The sequence below is a fragment of the Sessilibacter sp. MAH3 genome, from assembly GCF_054658275.1.
This window is the reverse complement of the sequence record NZ_BAAGIE010000004.1, coordinates 126,084-142,236: the sequence shown is the minus strand read 5'-3', so window position 1 is coordinate 142,236 and position 16,153 is coordinate 126,084. Positions and strand designations below refer to the sequence as shown.

Sequence of the window (16,153 nt, the reverse complement as noted above, 5' to 3'; positions counted from 1 at the left end):
CTACCGTTAAAACAGATTTTGTCTAAGAAGCAGCTGCAATCAGGTAAGAATATGTAGCCGAAGTAGGTTTCAAAATAAAAAATATTTCATTAAACACTGATGCATTGATTATTTGCTAACACATTTATTTGCTGACATATTCGCTCGACTTCATCCGACCTGGACATTTTTATCAGCTCAGACGTTAAAAAAACTTTGTTCTTTGTGCAACCGTAACAATACGCAATTTAACTTTTCAGAAATTGCACTACTGTCATTGCAGAACTTTTAACGCAGAGTATAGGAAACTCTGATTAACCTAGAGTTTCGAACGAAGAAACCAGTAGCAAATGCTATTCCTAGAAATGTTGAGAAGTTTTAGTGTTTAGTTTTTCCAATCGATCTAGCTCACGAGCAACGTGTTCCGGCGACGTTGTTTTTTTGGCGAGCAACTGATAAAAACCTGGCACCACATAAAGCGTTAACAGCGCAGCGAAGGCAACACCAAATAAAACCACAATGCCAAGTACATTACGACTCGCCGAGCCGGGACCCGCTGCCATTACCAATGGAATTGCGCCAACCACGGTAGACACTGTTGTCATTAATACTGGGCGCAATCGCAAACGGCAGGCTTGGGTTATAGCATCTTTGAACGCTATACCTTCGTCGCGCAGCTGATTAATAAACTCTACCAGCAAAATACCGTTTTTGGTTGCAATACCAATTAACATTAAAAAGCCAATTTGGCTAAAAATATTAAAGGTCGAATTGGTTACATACAAACCCAGTAAACCACCGGCAATGGCTAGAGGTACGGTAAACATAATTACCGTTGGATGCACAAAGCTTTCAAATTGTGCAGCCATTACCAAAAATAAAACTAACAGTGCAAAACCAAACACAAAGAACAAACTGTTGGTGGATTCTTTAAATTCTAAAGACTCACCTTTGTAATCAATTTGCGCCTGATAGGGCAGCGCCGATTTAACGGTTTCTTCTAAAAAGCTTAAACCCTGTTCCAAGGTAACGCCTGGAGACAAACCTGCGGTAATGGTTACTGCACGCAAGCGGTTATAGCGCTGTAAATTAGAAATGTCGGCAGTGTTTTCAATTTTTACCAAATTAGCCAAAGATATTAATTGACCACTGTTTGACGAACGCACATAGGTGTTAGAAATATCGTCGTTGTTATCACGCTGATTGGCTTTTACCTGCAAAATAACTGGATATTCCAAGCCGTCTTTTACGTAACGCGAAACTTCTTGGTCGGCCATTAATGCCTGTAGAGTTTCACCAATGGTTTCGATAGATACACCTAGCGCAGCGGCGCGGTTTTTATCCACCGATAAATGCACCTGCTGCTGTGTTTCTTTTAAGTCGGAATTAAGGCCGGTAAACATACCACTCTTACGCGCCGCTTCCATGACAATATCACGCCAAGCAATTAGGTTTTCGTAGCTATCACCTTGAATAACAAACTCGATGGGATTGTTACCGCCGCCACGACTTAAACCATTGGGTACGAATACACCGGCGCGAATACCGGGAATATCACGCCATTCCTGCATTAATTCTCTTTGAGTTTCAAATACAGACTTGTCGCGATTTTCCCAGTTGGTAAACGAAATTCGAGAAAACGCCGAAATGGGATTTAACGATCCAAACGATGGTGAAACAAATAAAACCCGTGTTAATTCCCCAGACTCGACCCGGCTTTCTAAACTGCCATTGAGCTGATTAATGATTGAGCGCATTTTTTCGATACTGGTACCTTCTTCAGCACTCACGACGGCCATTAAGGTGCCTTGATCTTCCGAAGGCGAATATTCTTGTTCGACTTCGCCCATAAAAAAGTACACGGAAGCACCCGCGATAATACACAACAGAACTGGCAGCAGAACGAACTTCATTGAGCCACGCAGCGAGCTTTCGTAGCGATTACTCATGCGATCCATTGCCGAATTCATCCAACGAATAAAACCAATTTGTTTTTCGTTGGAATGCAATAATTTACTGCACATCATCGGCACGATGGTCAGCGCTAAAATCGTTGACGCGATAACAGCCGCCGAAATCGCAACGGCGAGTTCCGAGAAAATTTGACCGGTGTTATCGCCCAAAAAGCTAATAGGCACAAATACCGCCACTAAAACCACGGTAGTGGCAATGACCGCAAAGCCTACTTGTCGAGCACCATAATAGGCAGCAACCAAAGGCGGTTCACCTTCTTCAACACGGCGGTGAATGTTTTCGAGAACAACAATCGCGTCATCAACCACCAAACCAATGGCCAGCACCATTGCCAACAAGGTAATCAAGTTGATGGAATAACCAAACGCATAGAGAGCAACGAAAGATCCCAGTAGAGATAGAGGAATACACACCACAGGAATTAACAGTGCCCGCAAACTGCCAAGGAATAACCACAACACAAATGCCACAAGTAAAACTGTGGCACCGATGGTCCAGTAAACGCCATCAATGGCGGCTTGAATAAATTCAGAGGCGTCACCCGAAGCAGTGATCTGTACCTCCGGCGGCAAGCTTTCGGCAATTTTGCGCAGCTCTTCGTGGACACCTTCAAGCACTTCAACAGTATTGGCGTTGGATTGCTTAACAATACCAATAGCCATACTGTCGCTGCCATTGGTCAAAAAGATTCGACGGAGATTTTCGCGATCAATTACCACATCGGCAACTTCGCCTAAACGAACCAAGTGGCCGTTTTCACCGCGACGAATAACCAGTTGCTTAAAGTCTTCAGGGTTTTGGTAGTTACGGATAATTCGCACCGGAAACTCACGCGAGAAGGATTCGATGCGACCCGCGGGTAACTCTACGTTCTCGCGTCGCAACGCATCGACAATATCCAATACCGTTAAGTCACGGGCGGCGAGTTCTTGGCGATCAATCCAAATACGCATGGATGGATTACCACCACCAAAAATATTGACCGAAGAAACACCGGGCACAACGCTGAAGCGATCTTTAAGATAACGCTCGGCATAGTCGGTCAATTCCATGATCGACCAAGTATCGGAAACCAAGCTGATAAAAATAATCGGACGCGCATCGCCATCGGCTTTGTTAATCACAGGATCTTCGGCTTCTTCTGGAAGTCGCCGCTCAACCCGTGAGACGAAATCACGAACATCGTTGGCAGCCTGATCAATATCGCGATTAAGATCGAACTCCATGTTGATGGTCGAGCGGCCGTCGATACTGGTCGAGCGAATCGATTTAATTCCTTCGATACCACTCACTTCGTCTTCAATAACCTGAGTAATACGATTTTCAACGATGTCGGCGGCAGCACCGGGGTATTCTGTACTAATTGAAATCTGTGCCGGTGAAATATCTGGGTATTCGCGAGTTGATAATTGCTGAAAAGAAAAGACACCGAAAACAGCCATCAACAATGCAATAACGGAGGCAAATACCGGTCGTTTGATACAAATATCAGATAGCGTCATAACCTACTCAAGCGACTGAAGAATCTGCGACAAATACGCAGACAGGAATAAATATTCGATGAGCCAAATTAAAATTTATCGGCTCACCGCGTAAGAAGATTTGTTTAGGATTTATCCCGATTGGGACCTAGCGAATTTCCCGATACTGATGATTGCTCATCTTCGACAGCGTGCACTTTGGCGCCGTGCCTTAAGTTAAGAGTACCATCGACCACAACACGATCGCCGGCTTTAACCGCGTCGCCAGAAATCACTACCTGTCCGGGAATGCGCTTTACTAAGGTCACCGGTGTTTGTTGTGCATTATTGTCTTGGTCAATAATAAATACTGAGGCACGACTACCGGTTTGTACCAGCGCACTCTCTTCTACCACCAAACCCAAATATTGACCCGAATAGAGCGTGACATTCATCAGCATGCCGGGACGCAATTTAAGTTCGGGATTGGGAATTTCTGCACGAACAGAGATGGCACGGGTAACAGGATCAACGCGAGAGCCCAAGGTGACTACACGACCAGAAAACTCTTGGTCTGGCCAAGCCGGGCTAATACCAGTGACGAGGTTTCCGGGTTGAACCTGAGCCAGATACACTTCGGGAACCGTAAAATCGAGTTTAAGGGTTTGAATATCATCAAGAGTAGTGATTTCAGTCCCCGGAGTCACCAAGGCACCAACACTGACCTGGCGAAACCCGAGTACGCCAGAAAATGGCGCGCGGATAATACGGTCGTCTAAACGTGCCTCTATCGCTTGTAGTCGTCCACGATTGGCATCAACCGCGGCGTGGGCAAGATCGATGTCAGACTGCGATGCTAAATTTTTGCCAATGCTTTCTAAGCGCTCAAGCTGGCGAACAGAGTCTTTTAAATTGGCACGAGCTTCGTCTAATTCTGCTACTTGCTCGTCACTGGTTAAGGTGACCAGAACATCACCCTCTTTCACCAATTGACCGTCTTTAAAATTGACCGATGAAACATTATCGGTCACCGACGAGCTGATCATGACTGATTCAAAGGCCTCCATGGTGCCAATGACTTCAATCTCATCAACTAAAAATTGCTCTTTGATTTCACCCAACACCACTGGCGTTGGAGGGCGGTCACCAGCACCTGGACGTAAACCGGTCTCTGGACCTTCTTTTGAACACGCCGACAAAGCCGTTATACAGCCCACCAAAATGATCTTACGGATATGTTGGGAACATAAAGAATTAACGATACGGGCTAAGCCCTGCACTAACATGGATAGACACTCGCATTAAAATCGGAAGGTGGTATCAACGAAACAATTCGATCTAAACCACAAAATCAAATTGGGTAATTATAAATAATAATCTTGATTTCTCAGTTAAAAAATAATTCCCGCCCAAGTAAATACTTACAGTATTTAACATGCAAGACCAGCAAAAACACCACCGGTAAGTTACACAACGAACAGTAACTAAATTCCCTGAGTGTATAAGAACTCTAATTAGCAGAGCTTCTAGTGATACAAAGATGTGCCGCTCATTTCAAGAGCTGTAAGTGATTGAAATTGTGAAGAAATTAAAAATTGTATTACCAATTGCTCTCCTTTGATTAAATCATCCAGCAGTTAATCACATACACTCACCGTTCTCGAATTATTTTCGCGGTCGCCGCTAAAGATATCTTGTATGAAAATTTTAAAATGCTGAATGGAATTAAAATACGCCTCGACAAAAGCTCCAGATGAATTACACATTGGAAAATTTTGCTCCAAATTAAGACATTATGGCTATAGGAACCTCTGATTAACTCATCCCTGATTTAATCAGAGGACAGAAATTGAAAATGCGATTTCCAATTTCTTGACAATTTCAATCACTTACCGTTCTTGAAATTGGCGACACATCCTTGTGTCGCTGGAAACTCTAGGTTAATCAGAGCTTCCTATAGTGCAAATATTAACGATCTAAGCAACGATAGATAGAAAACCTTTCTAACCCATACGAGCTTTTTATTCGTTAGATATAAAAAAGCCTTTCCAGAGGAAAGGCTTAACAGTCACGCATTGAGATTAAGATCAGTCAGCAGGGTTAAGCACTAACCCTGCTTAAGCAGAAATTAGAAGTCTGCTTTCAAGCGTAGGTAGTAGTAGCCACCTTGCCAATCAACGATGGTGTCAGATGGGTAGATACGACCGTTACCGTAGTCACCGATTTCGTCTTCATCTGGGAATTCATCAAAGATGTTACGACCACCCAAAGAAACCGTGAAGTTATCGTTTACGCGGTAGCTAGCTTCCAAGTCCACGAAAACAACTGGATCAAAGTCTTGATAAGTTAAACCGTTAGGATTATCCGCAGTAACTTCACCATTGTTGTTTGAGTTTTCAGATTCACCATAGTAGTTAGCACGAGCAAGTAGAGACAAGTCACCGATGTGATGAACAGCCGTCAAGGTTGCACGCCATTCTGGATCGAAGTTCTCGAAGTCGAACTGGTCTTCTGGGTTTAAGAATTCGCTTGGGTCAGAATCGAATTCGGTTTTGTTGAAGTTAATAGACGCAGTGAAATCGGTAGATTGACCGTTGCTCCACTCGTAAGGCGCAGTTGCTACGATATCAACACCCGAAGTAATCGTGTCGAAAGCGTTTGCAAAGAAGAATACGCCGCCGATTGATTCAGCACCAACAACGCCTGCGTTTTGTAACGCTTGGAAGTTTGCAAAAGCGTCAGCATCAGTTGGATCGGTAGAAACGTTACGAGTTGATACCGCGAAGGTACGGTCTTCGATTTCGATACGGTAGAAGTCAACAGTTAAGCTGAATGCATCGTAGTTAGCGGTGAAACCGAAGGTGTAGTTCAAAGAGGTCTCAGCATCTAACGGAGAAGCACCCAATGCTTGTGCTACGTCACTGCTAGCTGGGAACAGACCCGTGGCAACTGGGAAACCGTTTGGCAAACGAGTTGATACGTTGGTGGTACCTTGCTGACCAGGAGTTGGTGCACGGAAACCGGTACCGATAGAAGCACGGAAGCCCCATACGTCGTTAATGTCGTATTGCGCAGCGATCTTACCAACAAGCTCGTCACCGAAGTCAGAGTAGTCTTCGTAACGTAAAGCACCTTGTAGGAATAGCTTGTCGGTGACGTCTTTGCTCACATCAACATACACGCCGTAAGAGTCACGGCTGTAGGTATCAGAGAAGTCCGGAGAGAAACCTGGGAAGCCGTTAGAACCAACACCTACGATATTGTAAACAGCATCCTCTGGGTTGTCACAATCTAGAGTTGAACCATTGGCAATAACTGCAAGACCTGCAGCAGTTTCGTTACCATTGTCATCACAGAAACCGAAAGGGTCGGCACTTGCGTAGGGACCCGCTTCGTACGAGCTTAGCTCACCGGTAGAAATATCGTATTCTTCATCTAAGTAGGTAGCACCGAACGCAACCACTAAGCCGCTATCGAATTCTTTAACAAAATCCGCTTGGATTTGGAATTCTTCGTTACTTAAAGAACCGGGTTTAAAAGAAGTTGGAGAATCTGGGCCCAAAGATGGGTTAATGGTGTTGCGAAGGGTGTACTCAATTTCGTTGTAACCGTAACGAGCGCTAAGATCGTAGGTAAAGGTAGAGTCGAATTCACCTTTAATACCGCCAGCCAAAGAGTAGTCTTCAATCTCACCGAAGAAGCGAGGAGTGAAACCGCCCGGGAAGATATCTAACGGGTTGTAAATATCACCGTTTTCGGTACGCAAATCTTCAACAGTGCCGTTGAATGGGAAACGGTAGAAGAAGCTGCCGTCACCTTCACTCTGGGTGTAGTTACCAAACGCATATACCTGAGTGCTATCACTTACGTCATAACCAGAGTTGAAGAACAACTTAGTGCCTTCAAAGTTTGGCTGCCCCCAAGGCTGTACAACATCGCCTTCCAAAGACGCGTTGCGTGATGCAGCAAGAAAGTCTGGATCTTGAGCTAGAGCAATACGAGCTTCTAAAACTGGATCATTCGTTGTGTCTTGGTTAATAAACGTTTCGTACAGAGGGTTAGAAGGATCTAAACAGAAGAATAACTCACAGTATTGCTCACCACGAGAAGTCGCTTCGTTATCGGTGTATTCACCTGAAATACTTAAGAAGCCGTTTTCGCCCAGTGCAAAACCAATGTTACCCGAGAAGGTAGCCTGCTCACCGTCGCCTTCGTAGTATTCACCGTAGTTAACAGAGAAAGAACCGCCTTCACTGTTGTCTTTTAAGATGAAGTTAATTACGCCCGCGATCGCATCTGAACCGTACTGTGCAGCAGCACCGTCACGTAAAACTTCAATGTTTTTCAACGCTTCAGCAGGAATGGTTGCAACGTCTGGACCTTGAGTACCAGAACCGCCAATTTCAACCAAAGACGCACGGTGACGACGCTTAGAGTTAACCAATACCAAGGTTTTATCGGTTGGCAGGCCACGTAAGCTTGCTGGACGAATAAAGGTTGCACCGTCGGCAATTGGGCTACGGTCGGCAGAGTAAGAAGGAACAAGAGTTTGGAGAATGTCGTTGGTATCGCTGTAGGAGATTGACTGGATGGTTTCAGCGTTAAAAACATCGACCGGTACTGGAGAATCTGAAACTGAGCGAGGCTTACCACGCACACCCGTTACTACCACTTCCTCCAAATCCGAACTTTGCGCGTACGCAACGTTTGTGATTAAAGCACTTTCTGCACAAATTGCTGCTACAGCAACAGAAAGTAATTTTGTCTTAAAATGCTTCATATAATCTCCAAAGCTTATTCACCTAAGGTCTACAAATTCAAATAAAAGCGATACGGATCGCCGAAATCACGGCAACACCAATACATTCATAAAGTGTTAATCTTGATTTGGTAGCATGAACACATCATGCATTAAGTCGCCTTAGAAATTTACTAAGGAACTAATGCTTTGCTACGCGTTCTGAAAACGTAGGGAGCAAAGCGCATACCATTTCCTGACTAATTTTTATTAGCCAGTTAGTTATAATTAAAAAAGTTCCTTATACCGGGTAAATTCAGATCAACCCGGCCAGAAAAAAAACGGTTTTTTTGGAAATAAGCAGAAATATTTTTCTCAATATTTCGTTCAAATTAAAATTGTGCTCTCAAAAAACACATCACACAGTACGCTAAAGTAAGGTACGCACTATACAAGTGCAGAGAAATAATCTTATTCAGAAATTCTATTTTCTTAAATAATTCCTTATGGTGAATAAAAATAAATCACCCAGCAAAATTATTCACAAAGCCCTATAAAAAAGATCGACACAAAATTATTTATTGAATTTATCTTCTAAAATCCAACACTTAGCGCACATCAACGACGGTAAATAACGAATTTTATTTTTATAAATAATCGTGCACCAGCCGCTTACCATGACCCAATTTAAACCATTCTACAATGCCGAAAAAAGTTTTTTGTGATAACAAAACTTAAACAAACTATTTATTTCGGTAATTTCATGCACACTAAGCACCTATTAAAAAAAAGCAAAAAGCCACCTATTTTAATCAAAGTGCTAATTCTACAGGACCGTAAAACTTGATCGGAGTCTGAAAACACTTTTAAAGAATTCAACAAGCGAGGAGGAATAAACCGCCAATCGCCGCAAGATACAATTTCCTATTATTCGATCTTATATGTCACGGAGAGAAATTGATTGAGAAAACTGGGCGATAAATTAAAGTGAAGGAATAAAAATCTCAACTCTATAATTGCCTGATACTTTTTGCGGTTGTATTTATGATCGGTAAATGACTTGGAAGAAAACTAACGGATACATCGAGGATTTATTCAGTTGTAAAATTTAACGATGAGTTTTTGGAAAATAATCTTTTACCAAATTACGGAAATTATTTTCAGTATTGAAAGATAAAACTCTCTAACCAATGAAAATACTTTTTATTAGAAAAGACCAGAGTTGTAGACTTTGAATGGACTCGGAAACCGTCCAGGAGATCGGAAATTGCCGAAGAGCATAGACTCAGAAGGTTCGCCGAGAAACTCAAACTAGTGACAATATCGATTAAGCTTATTGATATACTTTATATAGGTGAATTAAGCGCAACAGGTATCTATGAATGTCAACTTGAACTAGCCCAGCTTGCAGACAGCACTAACTAGAAAATAGAAGTTAATTTCCAATTAACCTAATTTAGATACATCCAAAACTTTGCAAGCAAAAAAAGTCGCAGACATATCGGTCAGATCAGTAAAACAACGACACAGTAATTGCCTCAGACAACAGGGTAGCTCACCTGAACACAACTACCGCCATAAGAATATTCTAAACGTGTACATAAAGAGCGAATAATATCGAGCCCTCGACCAAAGCTTTCAGACTCGTCAACGTCCTTGGATTCATCAGTATTAAAACCCGCACCACTGTCATGAATTAGGATGTCCACGTTACCATCGACAAACGCAATTTTTATTCGTATCCAACCGTCAGTGAGCATTTCTAAACGCTCGGCCCTTGCGCTGTAGTACTCCAAAAAGCCTTCGTCGGTTTTCTTAAGCTGCGAATCCAATCCGAGCACGCCATGCTCAAGCGCATTGCTGTAAAGCTCAGAAATAATCGTTGATAAAAAATCCTGATGAACATCTAACCCAATCGCATTAGATAGTAGGCGAATAATTTGCGGAGTAGGATTTAAAGACCGTAACTCTTTTGCCGTTAGATAAATATCTAAACTCCAAGGCAGGGCAACGGCTTGTTTGTCTCGCTGCTCAGATTCCAGCTCAGAATCCGTGTCGTCACATACCAATTCAACAAAGACCGAATCAGTGTGATCTGAACGCTGAGCGATTACCTGACACATACGCGAAAATGCGGTACGAATATCCGATTTAATGACATCCAGTAGATCGTTTTCGGTAAATGAGATACCACCGTCGATATTGGTTTGATCTAAGCTATCAGTATAAAGGTATACGCGATCACCCGACTTTAAAGAATAAACATTAACGTCTTGGCTAAAATCGATTTCCGACACAACGGTTAGAGGCGCATGTTTAGGAACAATTTTTTCACGAAATTCACCGGTTCTCGAAACAATTAATCCAGGAGGCATTCCACCAGACCAAACCGTAAGCCTATCGCGATGGCAGCTTAATTCTACTATACACACCGCCATTAACATATTGTCCGGCAACATTGTCAGCAAATTGCGATTCATCTCGGCAGCAATTTTACCGACCGGTAAACCTTTTTTCGCCATGGTACGAAACGTTGTAAATGTCGGTAACCCGCCAAGCGCCGCCGGTAAACCTCTTCCAGAAACATCACCAATGACAATATAAATACTTCCGGTTGGCCCGGTTTGCGTAATAAGGATTTCGCCATTTAACATAGCTTTAGCAGACACATTGGTAAAAATGTTACCCTGCTCAATTAAATGCCGAGCACAGTGAGTATCAAATATTTTTTCGACAATATCCTGCTCTAAAATAATGTTTTGACGATATTCTTCATAAGAATTAAGATCTTTGTTGGTATTAACAAATCGTTTTATTAATCTATTTTGCGCTGCCAATCGTGCCTTTAATAAATCCGGATATTGCGAGCGCAAAAATATGTCATCACCCACCGACAAAAAGCGATCCAAACAGTTAGACTCACAGTGCTGCTCAATAACAAAATTAATGATTACATAACGTTCATCAGCACGGCTGCGAACCTCTTTGGCTAATTCAATACAATCAACATCGGTTACATTATCGGCAATAACAACTAGAGTCGGCCAATCTTTATCTTGATCTAAAAATTGTAATAGCTCAGCACCGGTAGCCGCAACATTAACGGCCGCTTCTAGATGAGACAGTAGCTCCAACGAACGACAGCGTGATTGTTCGTTACTATCCACCAAAAAAATTGACATGTTATTTTATTTCAAATTTACGTTGAAAATTCGAGATTTTTAAGACTTTAAGAATTTGTGGCCGACAGTTAATCAATTTAATAGAGACGTTACCATCACCGAAGTATCTAAGCATATTTAACAACATGCCTAAACCAGAACTTTCCATATAGTCTGTATTGCGAAAATCAACTTGATAATTAACGCTTGGATTATTGACATAAGCACTACGAAATGAGTCAATTGACTCAAAATCAAAGCTATTACCCAATGTGATGGTAACAACACCATTGTCGTTACGGACAGAAATTGTCATTATAATTACCTTTACCGGTGACTTCTATCATTAACCAAAAACACTTATTGAAATTTTGATCTACCTTAAAACAGCTCGACTTCACCCTCGTCCATACTGTTTTGCTCGACTTTCTGAGCAAGATTCTGCGCCCGAAAATCTTGTCGCATTTTATCCAATCGTTCGGCAACGCTGTGCAATTGTGGTATATCTTGGGCTTGCGCCATGTCAACGTGACTGACCGAAGCAACCTCTCTAATGTGGCCCAAACGTTGTTGAATATGATCAGAGAGCTGACTGATAATATCCTCAAACTGTAATGCGCGAATGGAATTATTGATTTCAACTTCAATTGAAGACGTCGCCTGGGTAAGATTACCTAACATTGCCTCTGTTTTACGGTTAAACGCTTCTATTTTTGTCAGCATACTATCGATATTAAGCCATCCTTCAATGGCAGAGTTAATATCAAGAGATGCAATGGCCCCAACCTCAGCATTTACATCTGCCATGCTGGTTTTAGCCATTTGAATTTTAATCCGTATTTCATGATTTAATGATGCCGAGGTCACCGATAAAGATCGAACTTCGTCGGCAACTACCGCAAAGCCGCGCCCTACTTCACCCGCACGCGCTGCTTCGATCGCAGCATTTAAGGCTAAAAGATTAGTCTGCTCAGCAAGTTTTTGAACACTATCAAGAATCGAAAACATGCTCTCCATATGCCGAGTCATATCATTAATTTTGTGAATAGCCGAGATACTTTTATCGCTAATATCCACTAATAGCTCGACATAGCCCTGGAGAATTTCGTCAACATGGTTGACAAAGTTTTTAAAATTAAACGATTTTTCAGCGTCATTTGCCGCTTCAATCTCTTGATTTTTACCTAAGCCCTCAACAAAACTCAAAGCCATATTCGATTGTGATTTTGTTTGGCTTACTACATTGGCAAAACTTTCCTGGAGAAGAAGCGTGGAGTCCTGAATCAAGCCGCGAATACGATTGATATGTTCGTGCACATGAGCGGATTCTTCATTTAAGATACTTTCAATTGCATCGCCGATTTTTTTCATTTCAGATTGAAAGGCAACATTCATATCGGCCTCAAAATCAGTATCCGATAAATTATTTCGCCCAGATGCATTGATAAAATAGATCGCGAGAAACCAAGAAAAGGTTGTAACAATAAAACCGCCAATCAACAACCATTGAGTCAAATCAATCATCAACAGTCCAAGAAACACGATGCTCAAGATCGCGGGTATTGCGACCTGTTTGACTATTTTCGAAGACAACATCGTCTCTCCTAAACCAACCTCATTTTCGTATTAATAAATACCGTAATAACAACAACGATATAACTATGAAAAACTCCAAATAAAATAATGGAAACTCTGATTAACCTAGAGTTTCTCGCGACACAAGGATGTGTCGCCAATTTCAAGAACAGTAAGTGATTGAAATTGTACCAACATTAAAAATCACGTTTTCAATGCGTTCACCCAGATTAAATCATGGTAGAGCTAATCTTAGATTTTTAGAGTCTTCCATAACTCAATAAAAAATGTCTTTTACGTTAACCACAAATGCTCTAGTTTGTATAACATTGGAGCTACGCCGAAAAATTCCGATCTGTCGTTTTGTTTATGATACTTAAACCTAAGATACTTAAACCTAAGATACATAGATCTAAGATACCTAAATAAAAAACTCCTAGAGCCCGCCTACAGAACAAAGCTGTTATCCTAAGCTTCACCACTGAAGTAATAGACCAATTTTTTATTTACAACAAAAACGAATAAAAAATTTTCTGGCACACTTATCAAAAACTTTAGAAGCAGAACCTAAATTATGCAACGTATTATAAACTTGCACGATTAATTTGCTTTTAACAAAACATACGCTACGCACACCGGTCTACCAGAAACTGTGCAATTTTATTCAGCGGTAAAACATAATCGACAGCATCATTTTCAACAGCAACTCTAGGCATACCCCATACAACAGAGCTTGCCTCATCTTGCGCTATCGTCATCACACCTTTTTTCTTGAGACGCAACATACCCATAGCGCCATCGGCGCCCATTCCTGTCAAAATCACACCAATAACTTGATCATTGCACCAACTGGCAACCGAATCGAACAGAACATCCACCGACGGTTTATGGCGATTTACCGGTTCAGTATCAACCGCTGAGCCTTTTAATCGACCAGCAATATTTTTCACCGTAAAGTGCTGATTACCGCGTGCGATATAAATGTGGTCTGGCTCCAAATCGCATCCGTCTTCACTAAATTCTTCTACAGAAAGCTCACAACAATTATCTAGCCTTTGCGCAAACGACGCCGTAAATCCTTCGGGCATATGTTGAACAACGGCAATAGGCGGCATACCTTTCGGCAGTGCGGTAAATACCTGTTTTAGCGCTAAGGTACCACCGGTAGAAGCGCCTATTACAATGAGTTTGATATGACCCGATTTATTTGAACTACCTTTTATCACGGCTCTTTTAACCGGTTCTGCATCAATATAGTTTTCAAAGATTGCCGAATTAACGCGCGCAGCTTGTTTTATTTTCAGACAGATGGTTGCCGCCATAGCACCAAGGCGCTCACCAGGCATAGATTTGGGCTTGGGAATAAAATCTACAGCGCCAATTTCGAGTGCTTCTAAAGTAATACCGGCACCCGATTGAGTGAGTGTAGAAATCATGACAACCGGCAATGGACGTAAACGCATGATATTTTTCAAAAACGTAATGCCGTCCATTTTAGGCATTTCGACATCAAGTGTGATCACATCCGGGTTTAGCTGCCGGATTTTTTCCCGCGCTTCATAAGGGTCGTAAGCAACTCCCACCACATCAATATTAGGATCTTGAGAGAGAATCTCCGAGAGTATACGGGTAATTAATTGTGAGTCATCAACAATAATAACTTTAATTTTTTTCATTATTAAAATAACTCGATATTGCCTTCAATAGGTGTATGCTCGATGTCGTAGCGATAACTTTGTTCACGCGCAACAATATTATCGTTATCGAGAGTACGAATTTTCTTCATTCGTGCCCGACCTGTTAAAGGATCAAAAAGCACTTTTCGTGGATATATATCCCCAAGATCTTCACTTAATAAGGTTATATTTTCTTGATGCAAATAGAGCCGTACAAATTCGGCATTGCGCGCGCCAACATCGTTACTCTGATTAAGCACGCAACCGCCACCAAATACCTTAGCGCGCAGATTACGGCGAATACCGCCATTTTTTAAAATTTCGTTGATAAGATGCTCCATAGCGTAGTTACCGTAGCGAGTTGCATCGCTTGCAACATTACCCCAAGTCACTTTACTGGCTTCAACATCTGAAACCGGCAGCATAAAATGATTCATACCACCAACGCCGTTATTCTCATCCCAAATACAGGCCGACACGCAAGAACCCAATGTTGTAGCAATCAATTCGTTGTCGTATTTCGAGACATAAAATTCACCCGGTAAAATTTTGGCAATAAATCGCTTTTCACTTTTATCCAAGTAACGACGAATAGACTCAAATCCGTCTAACGCTGGGTACAGCTCTAATGCAGGTTCGTAATGTTTATTTTGCATAGTCGTACTAATTCTTCTCTGCATAAATTTCTGATGAATGCACAATTGCCGATCTAGATAGCTGCGCTTACCTTATTTTTTAACGACGCCTTACATATATGGTTTTCCCACGACACTCAAGCTCATCGTAACCTTTGGCGATGCTCTCACTGTGCCCCAACATTAGTACACCATTTACACGTAATAAACCCATAAACTTACCCAACAACTTCGCTTGCGTTGGCTTATCAAAATAAATAAGAACATTGCGGCACATAATAACGTCGAACGGGCCTCTCATTGGCCAATCGTGCATCAAATTCAATTGCTTAAAGGTAATTAAATCTTGAAGATCTTGTGAAACCTTAACATATTCACTGTTATCACCACTGCCACGTAAAAACCATTTTTTCTGAATTTTTTCGGGAATATTTTCAACACGTTCGAATTTGTAGATACCGTTGATGGCTGTTTCTAGCACTGTGGTATCAAGATCCGTCGCCAATATTTTGCAATCCCAATTATTTATACGTGAGCCAAAATATTCTCGTAAGGTAATAGCAAGGCTATAAGGTTCTTCACCTGTAGATGAGGCAGTTGACCAGATTCGCAGACGCTTGTCTTGTCCGTAGTCGCGTTCATGCTCCGGTAAAAAATCCGTTTTTAAATAATCAAAATGGTGATTTTCTCGAAAGAAACTAGTGAGATTTGTTGTAATTGCATTTAAAAAATTAGGTAATTCTTCGCTATTCGGATCAGAAATTAACCGAAAATATTCCGAAAAACTACCAATTCCAATGGCTCTTACTCTACGCATTATTCGTCGATACACCATTTCGCGTTTACTCTCGACAAGAACAATACCGGTATAGTCGTATACCATTGAACAAAGGTCTTCGAACTCCCGTTTATTTAAGCTATGTTGATCGGCTCTTGCGGTTTCCACACAATACCC

General features: G+C 41.8%; 9 protein-coding genes. All 9 read right to left on the bottom strand.

The genetic code is table 11. From position 1 onward, the window contains the following. Positions 1 to 338: 338 nt before the first annotated feature. Positions 339 to 3,455 carry an efflux RND transporter permease subunit gene (locus ACYQ2C_RS04245; protein ID WP_460099923.1) on the bottom strand — a complete coding sequence of 1,039 codons (3,117 nt, stop codon included), beginning with the start codon at positions 3,453 to 3,455 and terminating at the stop codon, positions 339 to 341. Between the two features lie 104 nt (positions 3,456 to 3,559). Next, the gene (locus ACYQ2C_RS04240; protein ID WP_460051077.1) at positions 3,560 to 4,699 is read right to left on the bottom strand and encodes an efflux RND transporter periplasmic adaptor subunit; all 1,140 of its coding nucleotides are present in this window, start codon (positions 4,697 to 4,699) and stop codon (positions 3,560 to 3,562) included. Positions 4,700 to 5,541: 842 nt separating this feature from the next. After that, a complete protein-coding gene (locus ACYQ2C_RS04235) occupies positions 5,542 to 8,193 on the bottom strand; it encodes a TonB-dependent receptor plug domain-containing protein (RefSeq protein ID WP_460099927.1) in 2,652 nt (883 codons plus the stop codon). Positions 8,194 to 9,689: 1,496 nt separating this feature from the next. Further along, positions 9,690 to 11,333 (bottom strand): SpoIIE family protein phosphatase, encoded by a 1,644-nt coding sequence (locus ACYQ2C_RS04230; protein WP_460099930.1) that lies wholly within the window; start codon positions 11,331 to 11,333, stop codon positions 9,690 to 9,692. Between the two features lies 1 nt (position 11,334). After that, positions 11,335 to 11,628, bottom strand: coding sequence for an STAS domain-containing protein (locus ACYQ2C_RS04225; protein WP_460099934.1), 294 nt, complete (start codon positions 11,626 to 11,628; stop codon positions 11,335 to 11,337). A gap of 65 nt (positions 11,629 to 11,693) precedes the next feature. Beyond that, the gene (locus ACYQ2C_RS04220) at positions 11,694 to 12,908 is read right to left on the bottom strand and encodes a methyl-accepting chemotaxis protein (protein ID WP_460099936.1); all 1,215 of its coding nucleotides are present in this window, start codon (positions 12,906 to 12,908) and stop codon (positions 11,694 to 11,696) included. A 605-nt stretch (positions 12,909 to 13,513) separates the two neighbouring features. Then, on the bottom strand, positions 13,514 to 14,563 hold the full coding sequence (locus tag ACYQ2C_RS04215) for a protein-glutamate methylesterase/protein-glutamine glutaminase (RefSeq protein ID WP_460099939.1): 1,050 nt from the start codon (positions 14,561 to 14,563) through the stop codon (positions 13,514 to 13,516). 2 nt (positions 14,564 to 14,565) lie between these two features. Then, positions 14,566 to 15,219: a chemoreceptor glutamine deamidase CheD gene (gene cheD / locus ACYQ2C_RS04210; RefSeq protein ID WP_460051066.1), complete on the bottom strand. Its 654-nt coding sequence runs from the start codon at positions 15,217 to 15,219 to the stop codon at positions 14,566 to 14,568. A 79-nt stretch (positions 15,220 to 15,298) separates the two neighbouring features. Then, positions 15,299 to 16,144, bottom strand: coding sequence for a CheR family methyltransferase (locus ACYQ2C_RS04205; RefSeq protein WP_460099943.1), 846 nt, complete (start codon positions 16,142 to 16,144; stop codon positions 15,299 to 15,301). Positions 16,145 to 16,153: the final 9 nt, after the last annotated feature.

What these genes read in the sequence shown, in the direction of transcription:
- ACYQ2C_RS04245 (WP_460099923.1), bottom strand. Translation starts at nt 3,455, where the DNA reads ATGACGCTATCTGATATTTGTATCAAACGACCGGTATTTGCCTCCGTT.
- ACYQ2C_RS04240 (WP_460051077.1), bottom strand. Translation starts at nt 4,699, where the DNA reads ATGTTAGTGCAGGGCTTAGCCCGTATCGTTAATTCTTTATGTTCCCAA.
- ACYQ2C_RS04235 (WP_460099927.1), bottom strand. Translation starts at nt 8,193, where the DNA reads ATGAAGCATTTTAAGACAAAATTACTTTCTGTTGCTGTAGCAGCAATT.
- ACYQ2C_RS04230 (WP_460099930.1), bottom strand. Translation starts at nt 11,333, where the DNA reads ATGTCAATTTTTTTGGTGGATAGTAACGAACAATCACGCTGTCGTTCG.
- ACYQ2C_RS04225 (WP_460099934.1), bottom strand. Translation starts at nt 11,628, where the DNA reads ATGACAATTTCTGTCCGTAACGACAATGGTGTTGTTACCATCACATTG.
- ACYQ2C_RS04220 (WP_460099936.1), bottom strand. Translation starts at nt 12,908, where the DNA reads ATGTTGTCTTCGAAAATAGTCAAACAGGTCGCAATACCCGCGATCTTG.
- ACYQ2C_RS04215 (WP_460099939.1), bottom strand. Translation starts at nt 14,563, where the DNA reads ATGAAAAAAATTAAAGTTATTATTGTTGATGACTCACAATTAATTACC.
- cheD (WP_460051066.1), bottom strand. Translation starts at nt 15,219, where the DNA reads ATGCAAAATAAACATTACGAACCTGCATTAGAGCTGTACCCAGCGTTA.